Source organism: Microbacterium sp. NPDC060132 (assembly GCF_042729675.1).
GTDB lineage: Bacteria > Actinomycetota > Actinomycetes > Actinomycetales > Microbacteriaceae > Microbacterium > Microbacterium sufflavum.
Map to the genome: position 1 here is coordinate 64,168 of NZ_JBHWXU010000001.1, position 18,084 is coordinate 82,251.

The 18,084-nt window shown below is 70.8% G+C and carries 19 protein-coding genes and 2 tRNA genes; 12 read left to right on the forward strand and 9 right to left on the reverse strand.

Going from position 1 to position 18,084, the window contains the following annotated elements; all coding sequences use genetic code 11:
• The first annotated feature begins 40 nt into the window (after positions 1-40).
• From ACFWCH_RS00355 to pstB, 6 genes are all read left to right on the forward strand, one after another.
• Positions 41-2,206: an RNA degradosome polyphosphate kinase gene (locus ACFWCH_RS00355; RefSeq protein ID WP_136031477.1), complete on the forward strand. Its 2,166-nt coding sequence runs from the start codon at positions 41-43 to the stop codon at positions 2,204-2,206.
• Positions 2,203-3,189, forward strand: coding sequence for an NUDIX hydrolase (locus ACFWCH_RS00360; RefSeq protein WP_136031474.1), 987 nt, complete (start codon positions 2,203-2,205; stop codon positions 3,187-3,189). Before ACFWCH_RS00355 ends, ACFWCH_RS00360 begins: the two co-directional genes overlap by 4 nt.
• Positions 3,190-3,370: 181 nt before the next feature.
• Positions 3,371-4,474 carry a phosphate ABC transporter substrate-binding protein PstS gene (locus ACFWCH_RS00365; protein WP_136031472.1) on the forward strand — a complete coding sequence of 368 codons (1,104 nt, stop codon included), beginning with the start codon at positions 3,371-3,373 and terminating at the stop codon, positions 4,472-4,474.
• A 105-nt stretch (positions 4,475-4,579) separates the two neighbouring features.
• Positions 4,580-5,563: a phosphate ABC transporter permease subunit PstC gene (gene pstC, locus ACFWCH_RS00370; RefSeq protein ID WP_136031470.1), complete on the forward strand. Its 984-nt coding sequence runs from the start codon at positions 4,580-4,582 to the stop codon at positions 5,561-5,563.
• A gap of 1 nt (position 5,564) precedes the next feature.
• A complete protein-coding gene (gene pstA, locus ACFWCH_RS00375) occupies positions 5,565-6,659 on the forward strand; it encodes a phosphate ABC transporter permease PstA (RefSeq protein ID WP_378802658.1) in 1,095 nt (364 codons plus the stop codon).
• 26 nt (positions 6,660-6,685) lie between these two features.
• Complete coding sequence (gene pstB / locus ACFWCH_RS00380) at positions 6,686-7,465, forward strand: phosphate ABC transporter ATP-binding protein PstB (RefSeq protein ID WP_136031466.1); 780 nt, start codon at positions 6,686-6,688, stop codon at positions 7,463-7,465.
• Between the two features lie 60 nt (positions 7,466-7,525).
• On the opposite strand, the gene ACFWCH_RS00385 is transcribed toward pstB, so the two are convergent.
• The 5 genes from ACFWCH_RS00385 to ACFWCH_RS00405 all read right to left on the reverse strand — a co-directional run bounded on the left by ACFWCH_RS00385 (position 7,526) and on the right by ACFWCH_RS00405 (position 12,381).
• A complete protein-coding gene (locus ACFWCH_RS00385; protein ID WP_136035811.1) occupies positions 7,526-8,410 on the reverse strand; it encodes an aminodeoxychorismate lyase in 885 nt (294 codons plus the stop codon).
• A gap of 166 nt (positions 8,411-8,576) precedes the next feature.
• Complete coding sequence (locus tag ACFWCH_RS00390) at positions 8,577-9,206, reverse strand: DNA-directed RNA polymerase subunit beta (protein ID WP_136031462.1); 630 nt, start codon at positions 9,204-9,206, stop codon at positions 8,577-8,579.
• Between the two features lie 28 nt (positions 9,207-9,234).
• The gene (locus ACFWCH_RS00395; protein WP_378802659.1) at positions 9,235-10,038 is read right to left on the reverse strand and encodes an anti-sigma factor domain-containing protein; all 804 of its coding nucleotides are present in this window, start codon (positions 10,036-10,038) and stop codon (positions 9,235-9,237) included.
• Positions 10,035-10,637 (reverse strand): ECF RNA polymerase sigma factor SigK, encoded by a 603-nt coding sequence (sigK, locus tag ACFWCH_RS00400; protein WP_247982028.1) that lies wholly within the window; start codon positions 10,635-10,637, stop codon positions 10,035-10,037. Before sigK ends, ACFWCH_RS00395 begins: the two co-directional genes overlap by 4 nt.
• Positions 10,638-10,668: 31 nt before the next feature.
• Positions 10,669-12,381, reverse strand: a complete 1,713-nt coding sequence (locus ACFWCH_RS00405; protein ID WP_378802661.1) for a cytochrome c biogenesis protein DipZ — start codon at positions 12,379-12,381, stop codon at positions 10,669-10,671.
• A 177-nt stretch (positions 12,382-12,558) separates the two neighbouring features.
• Between ACFWCH_RS00405 and ACFWCH_RS00410 the strand changes: the two genes are divergently transcribed.
• From ACFWCH_RS00410 to ACFWCH_RS00420, 3 genes are all read left to right on the forward strand, one after another.
• On the forward strand, positions 12,559-13,218 hold the full coding sequence (locus ACFWCH_RS00410) for a fasciclin domain-containing protein (RefSeq protein WP_136031456.1): 660 nt from the start codon (positions 12,559-12,561) through the stop codon (positions 13,216-13,218).
• A 131-nt stretch (positions 13,219-13,349) separates the two neighbouring features.
• Positions 13,350-13,422, forward strand: a tRNA-Lys gene (locus tag ACFWCH_RS00415).
• A gap of 242 nt (positions 13,423-13,664) precedes the next feature.
• Positions 13,665-14,210: a type 1 glutamine amidotransferase domain-containing protein gene (locus ACFWCH_RS00420; RefSeq protein WP_136031454.1), complete on the forward strand. Its 546-nt coding sequence runs from the start codon at positions 13,665-13,667 to the stop codon at positions 14,208-14,210.
• A gap of 3 nt (positions 14,211-14,213) precedes the next feature.
• Here the strand turns inward: ACFWCH_RS00420 and ACFWCH_RS00425 are convergent, their stop codons facing one another.
• Positions 14,214-14,732, reverse strand: coding sequence for a CGNR zinc finger domain-containing protein (locus ACFWCH_RS00425; RefSeq protein ID WP_136036245.1), 519 nt, complete (start codon positions 14,730-14,732; stop codon positions 14,214-14,216).
• Between the two features lie 25 nt (positions 14,733-14,757).
• On the opposite strand from ACFWCH_RS00425, the gene ACFWCH_RS00430 reads away from it, so the two are divergent.
• A complete protein-coding gene (locus ACFWCH_RS00430) occupies positions 14,758-15,000 on the forward strand; it encodes a hypothetical protein (protein ID WP_378802662.1) in 243 nt (80 codons plus the stop codon).
• A gap of 21 nt (positions 15,001-15,021) precedes the next feature.
• On the opposite strand, the gene ACFWCH_RS00435 is transcribed toward ACFWCH_RS00430, so the two are convergent.
• Both ACFWCH_RS00435 and ACFWCH_RS00440 read right to left on the reverse strand, forming a co-directional pair.
• Positions 15,022-15,555, reverse strand: a complete 534-nt coding sequence (locus tag ACFWCH_RS00435; RefSeq protein ID WP_136031447.1) for a DUF1697 domain-containing protein — start codon at positions 15,553-15,555, stop codon at positions 15,022-15,024.
• Positions 15,552-16,133 (reverse strand): isochorismatase family protein, encoded by a 582-nt coding sequence (locus tag ACFWCH_RS00440; RefSeq protein WP_136044500.1) that lies wholly within the window; start codon positions 16,131-16,133, stop codon positions 15,552-15,554. The genes ACFWCH_RS00435 and ACFWCH_RS00440 overlap by 4 nt, the downstream gene beginning before the upstream one ends.
• A 91-nt stretch (positions 16,134-16,224) precedes the next feature.
• Here ACFWCH_RS00440 and ACFWCH_RS00445 point away from each other — a divergent pair, with 91 nt between their 5' ends.
• Together ACFWCH_RS00445 and ACFWCH_RS00450 are read left to right on the forward strand one after the other, a co-directional pair.
• A complete protein-coding gene (locus tag ACFWCH_RS00445) occupies positions 16,225-16,899 on the forward strand; it encodes a HEAT repeat domain-containing protein (protein WP_378802663.1) in 675 nt (224 codons plus the stop codon).
• A gap of 3 nt (positions 16,900-16,902) precedes the next feature.
• Positions 16,903-17,892, forward strand: coding sequence for a MerR family DNA-binding transcriptional regulator (locus tag ACFWCH_RS00450; RefSeq protein WP_136032183.1), 990 nt, complete (start codon positions 16,903-16,905; stop codon positions 17,890-17,892).
• An 84-nt stretch (positions 17,893-17,976) separates the two neighbouring features.
• Here ACFWCH_RS00450 and ACFWCH_RS00455 read toward each other — a convergent pair.
• Positions 17,977-18,049 (reverse strand) — tRNA-Thr (locus tag ACFWCH_RS00455).
• Between the last annotated feature and the right edge of the window lie 35 nt (positions 18,050-18,084).

Here is an 18,084-nt window from a genome sequence, read left to right on the forward strand (position 1 = left end):
GTTCACACGCCCGACACCTCCCGGTGCTTAGATGTACCCCATGATCGATCCCGCACTCGCCGACGCCGGCCTCGGTGACGCCGAAGACGACGACTTCGATGCCGTGGAGTCCCCGGACTCGCAACTGCCCGACCACCGGTACCTGGACCGCGAGCTGAGCTGGCTCGCGTTCAACCAGCGTGTGCTCGAGCTCGCCGAGGATCCGACGCTGCCCGAGCTGGAGCGCGCGAACTTCCTGGCGATCTTCGCGAGCAACCTCGACGAGTTCTTCATGGTGCGCGTCGCCGGCCTCAAGCGCCGCATCATGACCGGCCTCGCGGTGCCGACCAACATCGGCCGCTCCCCCGTCGACGCCCTGGCCGACATCTCGCGCGAAGCACACGCGCTGCAGCTGCGGCACGCGGCCGCGTGGACCAACCTGGTGCGTCCCGCCCTCGCCGACTCCGGCATCGAGATCACCGAGTGGTCCGACCTCACCGACGAGGAGCGCAGCGCGCTGTCCGACTACTTCGGCGCGCAGGTCTTCCCCGTGCTCATGCCGCTGGCGGTCGACCCCGCTCACCCGTTCCCCTACATCTCCGGGCTGTCGCTGAACCTCGCGATCCGCATCCGCAACGCCCGCACGGGCCGTCAGGAGTTCGCCCGTCTCAAGGTGCCGCCGATGCTGCCGCGCTTCGTCGAGGTGCCGTCCACCGGCGAGATCAAGCGCTTCCTGCGCCTGGAAGAGCTGATCGCCAACCACCTCGGTGACCTGTTCCCCGGGATGGAGGTGCTCGACCACCACGCGTTCCGCCTCACCCGCAACGAGGACGTGGAGATCGAGGAGGACGAGAGCGAGAACCTCATCCAGGCGCTGGAGGCGGAGCTGCTGCGCCGCCGGTTCGGCCCGCCCATCCGCCTCGAGATCACCGACGACATGGACGACGTCACGATGGACCTGCTCGTGCGCGAGCTCGACATCACCGATCTGGAGGTCTACCGCCTTCCCGGACCGCTCGACCTGCGGGGCCTGTTCGACCTGTCACGCATCGATCGTCCCGACCTGCGCTACCCGCCGCACCTGCCCACGACCGCGGTGGCGTTCCAGCCGGCGGGATCGAGCAACCGGGCCGACATCTTCAAGGCCATCCGCAAGTCCGACGTGCTCGTGCACCACCCCTACGAGTCGTTCACGACCAGCGTGCAGGCGTTCCTGGAGCAGGCGGCGCGAGACCCGCACGTGCTGGCGATCAAGCAGACGCTGTACCGCACCTCGGGCGACAGCCCCGTCGTGCAGGCACTCATCGACGCCGCCGAGGCCGGCAAGCAGGTGCTCGCCCTGGTCGAGGTGAAGGCACGGTTCGACGAGGCGAACAACATCGTGTGGGCACGCAAGCTGGAGAAGGCCGGCGTGCACGTGGTCTACGGGCTGGTCGGCCTCAAGACGCACTGCAAGCTCGCGCTCGTCATCCGCGAGGAGGACGGCCTGCTGCGGCACTACTCCCACGTCGGCACGGGCAACTACAACCCCAAGACCAGCCGCATCTACGAGGACTTCGGCCTGTTCACCGCCGACGCCCAGGTCGGCAAGGACCTGACCCGGCTGTTCAACGAGCTCAGCGGCTACGCGATCGAGAAGAAGTTCAAGCGCCTCCTGGTCGCACCGCTGCACCTGCGCAAGGGCCTCATCCGCCTGATCGACGCCGAGCGCCGCAACGCCGAGGCGGGCGTGCCCGCACACATCCGCATCAAGGTGAACTCGATGGTGGACGAGGAGATCATCGACGCCCTGTACCGCGCCAGCGCCGCAGGCGTGAAGGTCGACGTGTGGGTGCGGGGCATCTGCAGCCTGCGCACCGACCTCGAGGGCATCAGCGACAACATCACCGTCCGCAGCATCCTCGGCCGCTACCTGGAGCACTCGCGCATCTTCGCGTTCGAGAACGGCGGCGACCCGCAGGTCTACATCGGCAGCGCCGACATGATGCACCGCAACCTCGACCGTCGCGTCGAGGCGCTCGTGCGCGTGACCGACCCCGCGCACCTCAAGGAGCTCACGGCGTTCTTCGACCTCGCGATGGACGATGGCACGTCGTCGTGGCACCTCGGCGCCGACGGCGTCTGGGAGCGCCACGCCGTGAACGCGGACGGCAGGCCGCTGGTCGACCTGCAGGACAAGACTATGGGCATGATCCAGCGGCGCCGGCGGGCGCGGGCGGTCCGATGACGGCGCGGCAGCTCCAGCTCCCCGAGGACATCGCCCGCTCCAAGTGGGCGGACAAGGCCGTGTACGCCGCGGGTGCCGTGGTGTGGCGCCTGGTCGACGGCAAGCTGCGCATCCTGCTGATCCACCGCACGAAGTACCGTGACGTCACGCTCCCCAAGGGCAAGGTCGACCCCGGTGAGATGCTCGCGGAGACGGCCGTGCGCGAGGTGCACGAGGAGACGGGCATCCGCGTCGCCCTCGGCGTCCCCGTGGGGGTGAGCCGCTACCTGCTCGCCTCACGCAAGCAGAAGGTCGTGCACTACTGGGCGGCCGAGGCGACCGACGAGGCCATCCGGGCGTCCACGTTCGTGCCCAACCGGGAGATCGCCGCGCTCGAGTGGGTCAGCGTCAAGAAGGCCCGCGCCGCGCTCAGCTACCCGGTCGACCACGAGATCCTCGACGCGTTCGCGGCCCTCGTCGATGACGGCGTCCTGCGCACCTTCCCGGTGATCGCGCTCCGACACGCGAAGGCCCTCCCCCGCTCGGAGTGGGACGGCGCGGACTCCGCGCGGCCGCTCACCGAACGCGGCCGACGCCAGGCCAAGGCGATCGTGGGTCCGCTCCGCGCGTTCGGCGTGCGCAAGCTCATCACGAGCGACGCGGTGCGCTGCGTGCAGACGGTCGCCCCGCTGGCGAAGGCCCTGGACCGCAAGCCGGTGAAGACGGAGAAGATCAGTCAGGACGCGTGGGAGGACGGCACCGCAGACCTCCGCTCGGTCGTCGGGCGCCGCATCCGCTCCGGCAAGCCCGCCGTGCTGTGCAGCCACGGCCCCGTGCTGCCCGCTCTGCTCGCCGAGATCGCCCTCGCCACCGGCACCGTGCGCGGCTCGTACGTGAGCAGCGCCGCCGATCTGGAGACCGGCGCGTTCTCCGTCGTGCACGTGTCCGCCACGAATCCCGGCTCCGGGATCATCTCGATCGAGACGCACGCTCCGAAGGTCTGACCCGTCGGCGGACCCGCGAACGAGGGGGCTCGAGCCCGCACGGCGCCTGGGATCGCCCCCAGAGCGTCTCCGGTCGTTCACCTGCCGTTCACCTGCGAGGGAGAGTCTCGTTAACCGTCGCCCCTAGCGTCACTGTGTGCCCTGCACCGGGCCCCAACCCTCCACGATCGAAGGATCCACAGTGAAGATCTCCCGAATCGCACGAATCGGCGCCATCGGCGCCGTCGCCGCTCTCGCACTCGCCGGCTGTGCCGCGAACGAAGGCGGCACCGGCGGCTCCACCGACGAGCCCAGCGAGTCCACGCTCTCCGGCACGATCGACGCGACCGGCGCGTCCTCCCAGACCGCCGCCCAGGAGGCCTGGGTCGCCGCGTTCCAGACCGCCAACCCCGACGTGACCGTCAACTACGAGCCCACCGGCTCCGGCACGGGCCGCGAGAACTTCCTCGAGGGTGGCAGCAACTTCATCGGCTCCGACCGCGCGTTCAACGACGAGGAGATCGCCGCCGGCGGCTTCGGCGCCTGCACGACCGACGACATCGTCGAGGTCCCGCTCTACATCTCGCCCGTCGCGGTCGCGTTCAACCTCGAGGGCATCGACACCCTGAACCTCGACGCCGCGACCATCGCGGGCATCTTCGCCGGCACCATCACCAACTGGAACGACGCCGCGATCGCCGCTCTCAACGAGGGCGTCGAGCTGCCCGACCTGGCGATCTCGCCCGTGCACCGCTCCGACCCGTCCGGCACGCAGGAGACCTTCGCGAAGTACCTCAGCGCGACCGCTCCCGACGTGTGGACCTACGAGGTCTCGGACGAGTGGCCGATCCAGGGCGGCGAGGCCGCTCAGGGCACCTCGGGCGTGAAGCAGGCCATCACCGCCGGCAACGGCGCCATCGGCTTCCTCGACGCCTCGCAGGCGGACGGCCTCGGCCAGGTCGCCGTGGGCGTCGGCGAGGAGTTCGTGCCCTACTCGGCCGAGGCCGCGGCGAAGCTCGTCGAGGCCTCGCCGCTCGCCGAGGGCCGCGGCGAGGGCGACCTCGTCTTCGACGTCGACCCGGCCTCCGCCGCGGACGGCGCCTACCCGATCGCCCTGGTCAGCTACCTCATCGGCTGCGAGCAGTACGAGGACAGCAACGTCGCGGAGCTCGTGAAGGCCTACTTCACGTACATCGCGAGCGCCGAGGGCCAGGACGCCGCCGCGGAGAACGCCGGCAGCGCCCCGATCTCGGACGGCCTGCGCGAGCAGGTCCAGGCCGCGATCGACCTGATCCAGGTCGGCTGATCCCGCCGATCCGCTGACACGGTGCCCCCGCGTCCCGACACGGACGCGGGGGCTCCGCCGGGTCAGCACCCGATCCATCTCCACCCGGCCCGAAACAGGGAGATCATGAGCACGACCGCGCAGGAGCCCACCACGGCACCGGCACCGACCCCGGCGCCGCCCGCACCGATCAAGGCCAAGCAGCGACTCGGCGACCGGGTGTTCTCCGGCACCGCACTCGGAGCGGGGATCATCATCCTCGTCGTGCTCGCCCTCGTCGCCGCGTTCCTCATCATCCAGAGCCTCCCGGCCTTCCAGCTCGACACCACCGACAACCACATCCTGCGCGGCGAATCCTTCTGGGCCTATGTCTGGCCGCTCGTCTTCGGCACGCTGTGGGCCTCGTTCATCGCCCTGATCATCGCGGCCCCCATCGCCATCGGCATCGCGCTGTTCATCTCGCACTACGCGCACCGCCGACTCGCGGCCGTACTCGGCTACATCATCGACCTGCTCGCGGCCGTGCCGTCCGTGGTCTTCGGCCTGTGGGGCGGACTCGTGCTCGCCCCGCTGCTCCAGCCGATCTACGTCTGGCTGAACGACAACGCCTCCTGGGTGCCCTTCTTCGGCGGTCAGGTCTCCGCCACGGGCAAGACCATCCTCACCGCGGCCCTCGTCCTCGCCGTGATGTGCATCCCGATCATGACCGCCATCTGCCGCGAGGTCTTCCTGCAGACGCCGAAGCTGCACGAGGAGGCCGCCCTGGCCCTCGGCGCCACCCGCTGGGAGATGGTGCGCATGGCCGTGCTCCCCTTCGCCCGCGGCGGCATGGTCTCCGCCGCGATGCTCGCGCTCGGGCGGGCCCTGGGCGAGACCATGGCCGTGACCATGGTGCTCTCCCCCTCGGCGGTCGTGAGCTTCCTGGTGCTCACCGCCACGAACCCCACGCCGATCCCCGCGAACATCGCCCTCGCCTTCCCCGAGGCGCACGGCACGGGCGTCAACACGCTCATCGCGACCGGCCTCATCCTCTTCGTCGTGACCTTCGCGGTCAACGCCGTGGCGCGCTGGATCGTCGCCCGCCGCGCCGAGTTCTCTGGAGCGAACTGACATGACCGTCCTCACCAGCGCTCCCCCCGCGCCGAGCGCCTCCCTCACCTCCGGCCGCCTCCCGAAGTGGGCGCCGTGGGCCCTGCTCGGCGTCTCGTTCGCGGTCTCCGCGGCCGTGTTCGGCGTCGCCGCGGCGGGGTCGGACACGCCGCTCGCCGACTTCAACATCGCGGGCACCGTGATCGTCGGCATCCTGCTCTACATGGTGATCATCACGGTGATCTCGTCGATCGCCGAGAGCCGCCGCAAGGCCGTGGACCGGCTCATGACGGCCGTCGTCGCCACCGCCTTCCTGATCGCGCTGCTGCCGCTCGTGTCGCTGCTGTGGACCGTGGTGGCGAACGGCATCGAACGCTTCGACGCCGAGTTCTTCAGCTACTCCATGCGCAACGTGGTCGGCGACGGCGGCGGCATCGTGCACGCCATCTGGGGCACCGTGCTGATCACCCTGACGGCCACGATCATCTCGGTCCCGATCGGGCTCATGACCTCGATCTACCTGGTCGAGTACGGGCGCGGGAAGATCGCGAAGGCCATCACGTTCTTCGTCGACGTGATGACGGGCATCCCGTCGATCGTCGCCGGTCTGTTCATCTACGCCGTGTTCGCGCTGCTGCTGCGACCGGGCATCTCGATGGGCTTCATGGGTGCGCTCGCCCTCGCCGTGCTGATGACCCCGGTCGTCGTCCGCGGCAGCGAGGAACTGCTGCGCATCGTCCCGAACGAACTGCGCGAGGCCTCCTACGCGCTGGGCGTGCCGAAGTGGCTGACGATCCTCAAGGTCGTGCTGCCCACCTCCATCGCCGGCATCATGACCTCGGTCATGCTCGCGATCTCCCGCGTGATCGGTGAGACCGCCCCGCTGCTGCTGACCGCCGGCTTCACGCAGAGCCTCAACACGAACATCTTCGACGGTCAGATGATGACCCTGCCGGTGTTCGCCTACAACCAGTACATGAACCAGGGCACCAACCCCGACGCCGCGGTCGCGCGCGCCTGGGCCGCCGCCCTCACCCTCATCCTCATCGTCATGGTGCTGAACCTCCTCGCGCGTCTGATCGCGAAGTGGTTCGCCCCGAAACTCTCCGGCCGCTGAGCCCGAACCTCAGAACAGGAAACCTCGTGTCCAAGAGCATCGAAGTCAACGACCTCAACGTCTACTACGGCAACTTCCTCGCCGTCGAAGGCGTCTCCCTCGACATCCAGCCGCGCAGCGTGACGGCGTTCATCGGCCCCTCCGGCTGTGGCAAGTCCACCTTCCTGCGCACACTCAACCGCATGCACGAGGTCATCCCCGGCGCCCGCGTCGAGGGGGAGGTGCTGCTCGACGGCAAGGACCTGTACGGCGCCGGCGTCGACCCGGTGCTCGTGCGCCGCCAGGTGGGCATGGTGTTCCAGCGCCCCAACCCGTTCCCCACGATGTCGATCAAGGAGAACGTGCTCGCGGGCGTCAAGCTCAACAACAGCCGCATGTCCAAGAGCGACCAGGACGACCTGGTCGAGAAGTCGCTCACCGGCGCGAACCTCTGGAACGAGGTCAAGGACCGGCTCGACCGCCCCGGCTCCGGCCTCTCCGGCGGTCAGCAGCAGCGTCTGTGCATCGCCCGCGCGATCGCGGTGTCGCCCGAGGTGCTGCTGATGGACGAGCCGTGCTCGGCGCTCGACCCCATCTCGACGTACGCGATCGAGGAGCTGATCGGCGAACTCAAGAACGAGTTCACGATCGTGATCGTGACCCACAACATGCAGCAGGCGAGCCGTGTCTCGGACAAGACGGCGTTCTTCAACATCGCCGGCACCGGAAAGCCCGGCAAGCTCATCGAGTACGACGACACGACGTCGATCTTCACCACGCCGTCGGTGCAGGCGACGGAGGACTACGTCTCCGGCCGCTTCGGCTGAACCGCCGGTACGACAAGGGCCCGGGTGCGACGGCACCCGGGCCCTTCCGCGTCTGCGGCCTCAGTCGCGCGGCGAGAGCAGGTACGCGTTGAGCTCGTCCGTGAGCGCGGCATCCACCGGCAGCGGCACACCGTCGACCGCGGTGATGGCCGCCGCGAGACGCACGCTCGACACCAGCCACGCCGCATCGGCCCGGGTGAGGTCGCCCGCGGGGATGCGGTCGTAGCCGACCTCGAACCCGCGCGCGCTCAGGTGGTCGTACACGCTGAGCTGTGTGGTGCCGTGCAGGATCCCGCCGTTCGGCGCCGGGGTCGTGAACCGGTCGCCGAAGCGCAGGAGGAGCGAGGCCGTCGGCGCCTCCAGCACGAAGCCGTCGCTCGAGAGGAACACCGCGTCGTCGGCCCCGCGCCGCTTGGCCTCGCGCAGCGCCGCCATGTTCACCGCGTACGACAGGGTCTTGGCGCCCAGCAGCAGCCACGGCGCCCGCTCGGCGGCACCGAGGTCGTACCCGCGGTCGAGCGTGACCACCTTCACGCCGTCGCGGCGCACAGCGGAGAAGTCCGCGGCGGGAGCGGCCGTGACCCAGGCGGTGGGTGTGGGTCCGTGCTCCACGCCGCGGCTGAGGATCAGCTTGATGACCGACTCCCCCGCGCCGAGCTGCGCCGCGGCCCGCTGCACCGCCTGCCGCCACTGCTCGAGGTTCGGCTCGGGGAGGTCGCACAGTCGCGCGGAGTGTGCCAGTCGCTCCAGGTGCGGCACGACCTCCTGCGCATGACCGTCGACCACGCCGATCGACTCGAACACGCCGTCCCCCCGCTGGGTGCTCAACTCGCCGACGCTCAGGGCCGGAGCCGTGGCGTCGACCTGCGTGAACGTGCCGGTGTAGTCGTCGCGCTGCTCGTCGGCGGCGACGGGGTCGAGCATGAGGGCGAAGCGTCGGGTCATGCCACGAGCCTAGAACGCCGGGAATACCTGTCGCGCGCTCGCGTTACACTGGAGTGGCCGGGCCGCATAACCCCGGGCTCCAATTTTCGCCGCTGCGAGCGGCCTTCCGCCGAGAGGCGTTCTTGCGGCCCGGTCTTTCTCTGTCCGGGCGCCGGCCGCGGCGCTGTCAGGCCAGCGCGCCCATCCGCCACAGCGCCGCCGAGGCCGAGAGGTCCTGCGCGTACGTGCTCAACCGCAGCGCCCGCGTGGTCAGCTCGCTCGCGCGCTCCGGCTCCGTCACCTCGTAGTCGTCCGCGGTGTGCGTCGCGCCCGAGGCCTGCACGCGGCAGAACGCCGCCGCCCGGTCGAGCGCCACCGCGAAGTCGCCCCGGAAGGCGCCGCGCAGGATCGTGTCGATCAGCGCGACTAGCTCGTCCGGGCTCGCCGGCACCGGGGCACCCGCCACCACGGCGTCGGCGGAGGGCAGCTCGACGCGCCCCCGGTCGTACAGGAGCGCGGCGGTGCGCGGGTCGCCGTGGATCGCGAGCTGCAGCACGTACAGGCGCCACAGCGACCCCGGCAGCGTGCGCGACGGCGCGGTGGACCACAGCTCCGCGATCTCGTCGATGCCGTGCTCGCGCGTGAACGCGATCAGCCGTTCCACGCTTGCGCCGGTCTCGTCCTCGCGCACGCGCGTCAGCAGCGCGGAGGCCGTGGCGTGCGCGACCCTGCTCTCCTCCGCGGGGTCGCTCGACCCCACGATGTTGTCGAACGCGTGGGAGGGGCGGCGCACGGGCCGGTGGTGCTGCTCGGGCATCCCTCCAGGGTACGCCCGCCGCCGCGACTCAGGCCGTGGGGATGACGATGACCGGATCCGTGGTGGGCTGCCCGGACGGCGAGCCGCCCTCCTGCTCCACGGTCACCGCGATCGCGTCACCCGCCCGCATCTCGCCCTCGAGCAGCGCGGTCGCCGCACCGTCCTCCGGGTCGAACACACCGGCCGCGATCGGCTCCTCGCCGCGCACGAACCACAGCTCGTACGTCTTGCCGGCGTCGGTCTCGGGCAGACCGTCCGTCACGAGCACGGCCTTGCCGACCGAGCCCGACCAGTGGGCGGTGGCCGTGGCCCCGCCGTCGAGCTCGACCGTGGCCTGCTGCGCATCGCCCGCGGCCTCGATCTCCTGCAGCGCCACGACGCTGGCGGGACGGGTGAGCTGTGCGTTGAGCGCCACCGCTCCGATGCCGACGCCGACCAGCAGCGCCAGGCACGCGGCGAGCGCGAAGGCCAGGCGGGTCCAGCGGCGCGGCCTGCGGACGGCGGGCTCCTCGGGGCCACCGGCGGACGCGACCCCGGGGGTGCTCCCCGCGGTGTCGTGCGCGTCGGTGTCGTGCGCGTCGGTGTCGTGTGGGTCGGTGTCGCCCTGCGGCGTCTGGGCGATCTGGGCGAGCAGAGCCGCACGAACGCCGGGCGGCGGGGCGATCGGCGTCACGCCCTCACCCAGCAGCGCGACGCTGTCCGCGTCGACGTCTGCCACGGCCGCCCACTCCGGATGCTCCACGAGTGCCCGGCGGTACCGGTTCTCGTCGTCGGCGGACAGCGCGTGGAGCGCGGCACCCGCCGCGAGTTCCGCGAAGTCCTTCTCGTTCATGCCGTCACCCCCATCGCCGTGCGGAGACGGGTCAGCCCGTCTCTCATCCGTGTCTTGATCGTCCCCAGCGGCGCCCCCACGAGCGCCGAAATCTCGTTCTGACTGTAACCGCCGTAGTAGGCCAGGACGAGCGCCTCCCGCTGCGCGTCAGGAAGCCCTGACAGCGCCGCGACGACCCGCTCTCCCTCGATGCCCAGCTCCACCCGCTCCGCGACACTGTCGTGCGCGACACCGAGGTCTTTGAAGCCGGCTCGCACATCGCGGTCGGCGCTCGACTGCGATGCCCGCACCCGGTCGACGGCCCGTCGATGGGCGATGGTCATCACCCAGGTTCGTCCCTGTCCTCTGTTCGGAGCGAACCGCGAAGCGGATTGCCAGATCTCCAGGAACACCTCCTGGAGCACCTCCTCGCTCTGCGCGCGGTTGACCAGCACGCGGAGGATGAGGCCGAAGACCCGCGGGGACAGGGAGTCGTACAGCTCGGCGAAGGCAGCCTGATCACCGGACGCGACGCGGACGAGGAGGTCGGCGACGGCATCCTGCGGCGCTGCCCCGTCCTCCGGGACGTCCATCCCGTCGATGACCATCTCCATAAGCATGCCGTATCTCCTCCCCGTTCCCGTGCAGACGTCACCCGAATGTGAAGGAATAGACCTCGACACCGGCCGGGACCTCGAGCGTGAGCGTTCCCTTCGCGATGTCGCCCTGCTCGACCAGGCCGTACGAGCGCGGCGTCCCGTCGATCGCGATGGTCTGCTCCTCACCGTCCTGATCGCGCACCACGACCTCACCCGAGCCCGCCACGACCATCCGCACCTCGCCCGCGCGATACTCCAGGCGGATGCGTCCGTCGTCGCTCGCCGGGGTCACGTACTGCGTCTCGACCGTCCAGTCGCCGTCCAGCGCGAAGCTGTCGTCGGGCTGGTCCTTCGGGAACGAGAAGCTGCCCTCACCGCGGCGGTACTCGTCCCCGCCGCCGTAGTTCACGTCCTTCGACGAGCCGAGGAAGGTCTCCCGTGTCGTCGAGCCGAGCTCCGGCGTCTCGTCCTTCACGTCCGTCGCCGGCGGCAGCTGCACGTCCGGATCCGCGTCCTGCAGCAGCTCCCGGATCATCGACTCGGTCGCCGCGTAGTTGCCCTCGCCGAAGGAGATGTGGCGCACGGTGCCGTCCGCGTCAATCAGGTAGTGCGCCGGCCAGTAACGGTTGCGGTAGTTCGTCCAGGTCGACAGGGTGTTGTCGAGCGCGACGGGATACGCGATGCCGAAGTCGCGCACGCCCGCGGCGACGTTGCCCGGATCCTTCTCGAACGCATACTCCGGCGAGTGGATCCCGATGACCTGCAGTCCGGCGTCGCGGTACGCCTCGTCCCAGGCCACCACGTGCGGGATCGACCGCTGGCAGTTGATGCACGAGTACGCCCAGAAGTCGATCAGCACGACCTGCCCCCGCAGATCCTTCAGGTCGATCGCCTCGCCGTCGGGCGTGTTCAGCCACTGCTGGATGCCCTTGATCGACGGGGCAGTGCCGCACGACTCGAGCTCGGTCGCACCGTTCGTGCACTGGTCGAGGTCCTTGTTCTCGCCGTTGACCAGGCCACCGAGGTCCAGCGCGTCCTGCACCTGCTCGGAGTCGGCGATCTGCTCCTGCAGCGGAGCCGTGTAGTCGGGAAGGAGCCGCTGCAGCGCCTGCGGCACGTTGAACACGAGCCCCACGGCGAGTGCGATCATCGCGATGCCGGCGGCGATGCGCAGTGCGCGCTCCTTCGACCGGAAGGCGCGGATGCGCTCCACCACGCTGCGACCCGCGAGCGCGAACACCAGCAGCGGGACGGCCACGCCGATCGCGAACGACACCGTGAGGAGCACCGTGCCCACGCCGATCTGGCCGGTCGAGCCCGCCACGATGATCGCCGCGAGGACCGGTCCGGCGCACGGCACGAACACCGCGCCGAGGGCCAGTCCGACACCGAAGCCGTTGCCCCGGTTCTTCACCTCGCGCTGCCCGAAGCGCTGGAACGGCCGCTCCAGGAGGTGCTGGAACCGCGGCACGATCAGGCCGACGCCGATCACGACCAGCACCGCGATGCCCACCCAGCGGATGATGTCCTGCGGCAGGTTCAGCAGACCCAGGATCAGCGAACCCACGAGCGTCACCAGCGTGAAGCTGAGCACGAGGCCCGCGATCACGAAGTAAGGGCGGCTTCGCCGGGCGGGCACCGCCTCTCCGTCGTAGGCCGCCGACTGCGCGCCGCCGGTGAGGAAGATCACCGGGAGCACGGGCAGGATGCACGGCGAGATGCCGGTGATGAGCCCGCCGAGCAGGCCGATGATGATCAGGTCCATGAGGTCCTCGCTTCTGTCAGGCTCTGTTCGCTCCGGGCCGCCCAATGGATTGGATCGGACCCCGCGAGGGAGGATTCGCGAACTTTTTCCGAATTCGTCCCATCCGATCCCGAGACGGTTCCGAACACCGGTCAACGCCACGGAGAGGCCGTGGCCGGAGTTTCGAAGGAGCTCGACATGTTCAGCACCAAGAAGAAGGTCACCGCAGCAGTCACCCTGGGTCTGGCGAGCGCATTCCTGCTCTCCGCGTGTTCCATGGGCAGCGGCAGCACGACGGAGGAGTCGTCGGAGCCGAAGGCCCCCGAGACGTCGGAGTCGACGCCGATGGAGATGGACCCCGCCGCGAACCTCGTGGGCCCGGGCTGCGCGGCCTACGCCGAAGAGGTCCCGGACGGCGCCGGTTCCATCCAGGGCATGTCGCAGGACCCGGTCGCGGTCGCCGCGTCGAACAACCCGATGCTGACCACGCTGGTGGCCGCGGTGAGCGGCCAGCTCAACCCCGACGTGAACCTGGTCGACACGCTCAACGGTGACGAGTTCACCGTGTTCGCGCCGGTCGACGACGCGTTCGCGAAGATCGACCCCGCCACGATCGAGGCCCTGAAGACCGACAGCGCGACGCTGACGTCGATCCTCACCTACCACGTGGTGCCCGGCCAGATCGAGCCGGCCGACATCGCCGGCATGCACACGACCGTGCAGGGCGCCGACCTCGAGGTGACCGGCAGCGGTGACCAGTGGATGGTCAACGACGCCAACGTCATCTGCGGCGGCGTGCAGACCGCGAACGCGACCGTGTACCTGATCGACTCGGTCCTGATGCCCCCGGCGCAGTAAGCGCGGGGAGGTGCCGGGCGACCCGACCGGCACACGGCCTTCTCTGATCGGGAGGAGTCAGGGAAGGTGAAGGGGCCGTCGGCGAATTGTGCGCCGACGGCCCTTCGTCGTGCGCCCTAGACTGGGAGCACGGGCCTCTAGCTCAGTTGGCAGAGCATCGGACTTTTAATCCGCGGGTCGTGGGTTCGAGCCCCACGGGGCCCACCGTCATTCCTCCGTCGCCACCCTGCGGGTGCGTGCGGCGTCACGACCGTGGCCGGGTCGATGCGGCGTGCACCGGGGTGGTCGCCATCGCCTGCTCATCCCCCTCCAGCGCGACCTCGCGTGAGCCCGCCCTCGTATCATCCGCGCGGCCTCCTGGCCACCCCCTGTCCGCGCTTCTGGCCGACGAGAGAGGGTGATGGTGCGCCCGGATCCGGGCGACTCCCCCAGCGAAAGGACAGACGATGACTCTCAGCGGAAACCGCGTGGCGTTCCTGGCGACCGACGGCTTCGAGGACAGCGAGCTGACCAGCCCGTGGGAGGCCGTGACCGCGGAGGGCGCGAGTGCGACCATGATCGCCCCCGACGGCGCCGCCATCACGGGCAAGAACGGACACGAGCAGGCGGTCGACCTGACCGCGGCCGATGCCTCCGCCGACCAGTTCGACGCGCTCGTCCTCCCGGGCGGCGTGGTGAACGCCGACCACCTGCGCATGGACGAGGCGTCCATCGCACTCGCCCGCTCCTTCTTCGAGCAGCACAAGCCGGTCGGGGTGATCTGCCACGGCGCCTGGATCCTGATCGAGGCGGGCGTGGTCGACGGCCGCACCCTCACGAGCTACCCCAGCCTGAAGACCGACCTGCGCAACGCGGGCGCGAGCTGGGTAGACGAGGAGGTCGTGGTCGACGAGGGCCTGGTCTCCAGCCGCACCCCCGACGACCTCCCCGCCTTCAACGCGAAGCTGGTCGAGGAGATCGGCGAGGGCAAGCACGCGGGACAGACCGCCTGACCCTCACCCGACGCGCGCCCGATGGCGCCGCACGGCCGCCCGGTTCGCGCACCTCACGGAGCAGAACCGCTGGCGGCCGTTGCGCGTCACATCGGCGACCACGTTGCGGCAAGGTGCGGCCTCGCAGCGTCCGAGCCGGTTCATGCCGCGCGTGACCAGGTGCAGCGCGGTGCCGAGGTTGATGGTCGCGCGCAGCACGAACGGCAGGGACCGCACGTCGTCGCGGTAGTGCAGGTGCCACCCCTCGTCATCGTGGTCGACGAGTCGCGGATAGGCGCCGGCGGCGGCGAGCTGCGCGTTGAGCAGGGCGGCGCGCTCGTCGGGGTCGGGCGCATCGACGATGGCGAGCCAGTCGTCGATCACCGCCCGCACCGCGGCGTGGTCGCCGTCGGCGGGCGGGAAGGTCTGCGTCATCCCGAGGGCGAGCGTGCGCTCCTCGATGCCCTGCCGGTCGGCCGGCCAGTCGTTGGCCAGCGACGCGGCCAGCAGCACGGCATACTCGCCGTAAGGGTTGAGATGCATAAGACCATTACATCACGCTGGTCCCATGACCGCCGCCGACACCCTTCCCGTCCCTCTCCTCCCGCCCGTCGACCGCCACGAGCACGCCTGGCTCGTGGAGTCGCGGCACCCCACCAGCGAGGGCGTCGTGCTCTACGTGCGCTGCCTCGACTGCGGCACGCGCCGGGTCGACGTCGCCGCGCATCCGCACCTCCCGCCGCGCGCGCTGAGCCGCCCCCTCGCCGCAGCTCCCGACGGCTCCGACGCCGCCGACGCCGACCAGCGATGAGGCCCCCGCGCCCCGCCCCGCTCAGGCCGTGAGGTCGATGAGCTTCTGCGTGGTGCGCAGGTTGCGGGCGGTTCCGGCCACCCCCAGGGCACGGTTGAGCACGCTCGTGGTGAGCTTCGTGGAGTGCACGCCGCCCTCGGCGTAATCGATCCACAGGTCCTGACCCACCAGCGCGATCCGCTCCCCTGGCACGAGTCGCTGCTCGAGCGCCGCGACCGCACCCGGCGCGGGCGGCCCCTCCAGGAACATCGCGTGCACGTACCTCGCCTCGCCGTCGGGGAACGGCTGCGCGGCCTCCGTCGCCACGAGCTCCGCGTGCGTGCGGTGGATGACGGGCGTGTCGACGCCGAACTCCTCCGCGATCAGGCGGCGCACCGTCGCGCGGGCCGCCTCGGGGTCGTCGGGCGTCGCGCAGAGGATGTTGCCGCTGGCGATGTAGGTCGACACGGCGGCGAGCTCCGTCCGCTCCTCCAGCACCTCGCGCAGTCGCGCCATCGGCACGCTGTTGCGCCCGCTCACGTTGACCGCGCGCAGCAGCAGGACGCTGCGACTCACGCGTCGCCGCTCTCGGCCAGCACCGCGCCGGCGTGCACGAGCTCGGCCAGCGCAGCCTCGCTCGAGGGCGCGGCCACCCCGGCGATCAGGTCGGTGAGGACGCGGACCCGCACGCCGTGCGCGATGGCATCCAGCGCGGAGGCGCGCACGCAGTGGTCCGTCGCGATGCCGACGACATCGGCCGACACGACTCCGGCGGCCGAGAGCACGGCCCCGGCGGTGTCGCCGTCGTCGGTGATGCCCTCGAACAGCGAATACGCGGGCACACCCTGCCCCTTGCGGACGTGGTGGGTGACCGCGGTCGTGTCGAGCAGCGGGTCGTAGTCCGCGCCCGCCGTGCCCGCGACGCAATGGGCCGGCCACGTGTCGACGAAGTCGGGCGAGCCGGAGAAGTGTCCGCCGTTGTCGCCGTCCGCATCGTGCCAGTCGCGGGAGGCGAGGATCACGTCGTAGTCGGCCGCGTGCACGGCGAGAAAGGCGGAGACGGCCTCGGCGACCGCGTCTCCCCCCTCCACCGCGAGCGCCCCACCCTCCGTGAAGTCGTTCTGGACGTCGACGATGAGGAGTGCTCTGCTCATGCCTCGAGGGTACGCCGTGCGGGCGCCGTCGACCGGGCAGCGCTTGACCCTGTCATCGTGACAAGGTGTGGAATGGACGGCGGAGGCAACCATGACCGAACAGCATCCCCTCGACCCGGCGTCGCGACTGCGCGCTGCCCTGCAGGCGACCGCGTCCTCGGCGCGCCTGCAGGCCGCTCTCACGGCCGGCACCATGCCGAACCCCTGCTACATCGACGTGCTCGTCGAGCAGAGCGCGGTGGAGCCCGACTTCTTCGTGCGCGACATGCTCACGTGGGCACTCACCCGACACGACGCCGAGCCGACCGTGGACCGTCTCCTGCCGGAGCTGCGGTCACCCGTGGCGCAGGCCAGGAGCCAGGCCCTGCACACGCTGTCGAAGATCGGCGACCGTCGTGCCTGGCTCGCGGTGTCGCCCGAGCTGCTGCGCGACGACGACCCCGAGGTCGCACGCGCGGCGTGGCGCGCCGCGGCGGGGCTCGTGCCGGACGAGGAGCGGCCGGCGCTCGCGCGGGAGCTGGCGACCCAGCTCGGGCGCGGCGACCGGGAGCTGCAGCGCAGCCTCAGTCGCGCCATCGCGATGCTCGACGACGCGGGGGCCGCCGTGGCCGCCGCCGCCGCACACGATGCCGACCCCGCCGTGCGCGCGCATGCCCTGGCGACCGCGCGGCTGATCGACGACCCCGACGACGACTTCGGCGCGGCGATCCGAGAGGCGCAGCGGATCGTGGCGCTGCAGGCGTCTCCCGCTCCCGCGGAGGGCTGAGGCGTGCTGATCGGCGAGGTCGCGGCGCGCTCGGGCATCAGCGCGCGCATGCTGCGGCACTACGACCGCATCGGCCTGCTGTCGCCCAGCGAACGCACCGCGGGCGGGTACCGGGACTACTCGGACGCGGATCTTCGCCGGCTGTTCCACATCGAGAACCTGCGCTCGCTCGGCCTCCCGCTCGCGGACATCCCCGCGGCTCTCGCGGACGACGCCCGCGCGCCGTCCGACACGATCGAGCGGCTCCTGCATCGCACGCGCGCGCGGCTCGCGGTGCTCACCGAGCTGGCGGAGCGCCTCGAACAGGTGCGGTCGGGCGAGCCGCGGGACTGGTCCGACGCCCTGCGCATGGTGGAGCTCCTGCGGGGCCTGGAGGCGCCGGACGCGTCCGCGCGGCAGACGCTCGCCCTCACCGCGGACGCCGACCACGCGTCCACGGCCGTCCTCGTCGCGGCGCTGCTACGGGAGGATGACCTCAACACCGCCGGGGCCCTGCTGTGGGCGGTCGCGCGGGCCGGGGACGACGCCGTGCCGACGCTGGAGCGAGGACTGCACGACGCCGAGGCCGCGCGTCGTCACCGCGCGATGCGCGCGCTGGAGAAGCTCGACACACCACGGGCGCGGGCCGCCCTCGGCGCGCCGATCGAGCACCCCGACCGGGAGATCGCGGCCGCGGCCGCCCGAGCGCGGGGCCGCGACGGGGACACGGCTGTGATTCCCCGGCTGGTGGCGGACGTGGCAGCCGGGGTCGACGACGTCGCCGCCGCGGAGGTGCTCGAACGACTCGCGGAGGACCCCGCAGCCGCGCGGACCGTGGCCGAGCACGTGCAGCGTGCCGCCGACGGCGCCTCGGTCGTCGCGCGTCGCCGGCTCGCCGCCGCACTGGCGGGGGTTCGTGGCCTGAGCGCGGACGAGGCCCTGGGCGGATTCGCACGGGATGAGGATCGCGGGGTGGCGCTCACGGCGTCGGCACTCCTGGCACGGCGCACCTAGGCGTCGGTGCCGCGCCACGCCCGATGGCGCAGCTCCGCACACGCAGAAACCCCCGGGATCTCGAGGATCCCGGGGGTTTCACTGAGCCGCTTGTCAGAATCGAACTGACGACCTTTTCATTACGAGTGAAATGCTCTGCCGACTGAGCTAAAGCGGCGTGCGACGCGTGAGCGGCGCGATCACCGATATTAC

Coding starts and splice junctions, on each gene's coding strand:
- ACFWCH_RS00410 (WP_136031456.1), top strand. CDS start 12,559: ATGTTCAGCACCAAGAAGAAGGTCACCGCAGCAGTCACCCTGGGTCTG.
- ACFWCH_RS00445 (WP_378802663.1), top strand. CDS start 16,225: ATGACCGAACAGCATCCCCTCGACCCGGCGTCGCGACTGCGCGCTGCC.
- ACFWCH_RS00355 (WP_136031477.1), top strand. CDS start 41: ATGATCGATCCCGCACTCGCCGACGCCGGCCTCGGTGACGCCGAAGAC.
- ACFWCH_RS00440 (WP_136044500.1), bottom strand. CDS start 16,133: ATGAGCAGAGCACTCCTCATCGTCGACGTCCAGAACGACTTCACGGAG.
- ACFWCH_RS00385 (WP_136035811.1), bottom strand. CDS start 8,410: ATGACCCGACGCTTCGCCCTCATGCTCGACCCCGTCGCCGCCGACGAG.
- ACFWCH_RS00425 (WP_136036245.1), bottom strand. CDS start 14,732: ATGCATCTCAACCCTTACGGCGAGTATGCCGTGCTGCTGGCCGCGTCG.
- pstC (WP_136031470.1), top strand. CDS start 4,580: ATGAGCACGACCGCGCAGGAGCCCACCACGGCACCGGCACCGACCCCG.
- sigK (WP_247982028.1), bottom strand. CDS start 10,637: ATGCTTATGGAGATGGTCATCGACGGGATGGACGTCCCGGAGGACGGG.
- ACFWCH_RS00360 (WP_136031474.1), top strand. CDS start 2,203: ATGACGGCGCGGCAGCTCCAGCTCCCCGAGGACATCGCCCGCTCCAAG.
- ACFWCH_RS00395 (WP_378802659.1), bottom strand. CDS start 10,038: ATGAACGAGAAGGACTTCGCGGAACTCGCGGCGGGTGCCGCGCTCCAC.
- ACFWCH_RS00420 (WP_136031454.1), top strand. CDS start 13,665: ATGACTCTCAGCGGAAACCGCGTGGCGTTCCTGGCGACCGACGGCTTC.
- ACFWCH_RS00430 (WP_378802662.1), top strand. CDS start 14,758: ATGACCGCCGCCGACACCCTTCCCGTCCCTCTCCTCCCGCCCGTCGAC.
- ACFWCH_RS00405 (WP_378802661.1), bottom strand. CDS start 12,381: ATGGACCTGATCATCATCGGCCTGCTCGGCGGGCTCATCACCGGCATC.
- ACFWCH_RS00390 (WP_136031462.1), bottom strand. CDS start 9,206: ATGCCCGAGCAGCACCACCGGCCCGTGCGCCGCCCCTCCCACGCGTTC.
- pstA (WP_378802658.1), top strand. CDS start 5,565: ATGACCGTCCTCACCAGCGCTCCCCCCGCGCCGAGCGCCTCCCTCACC.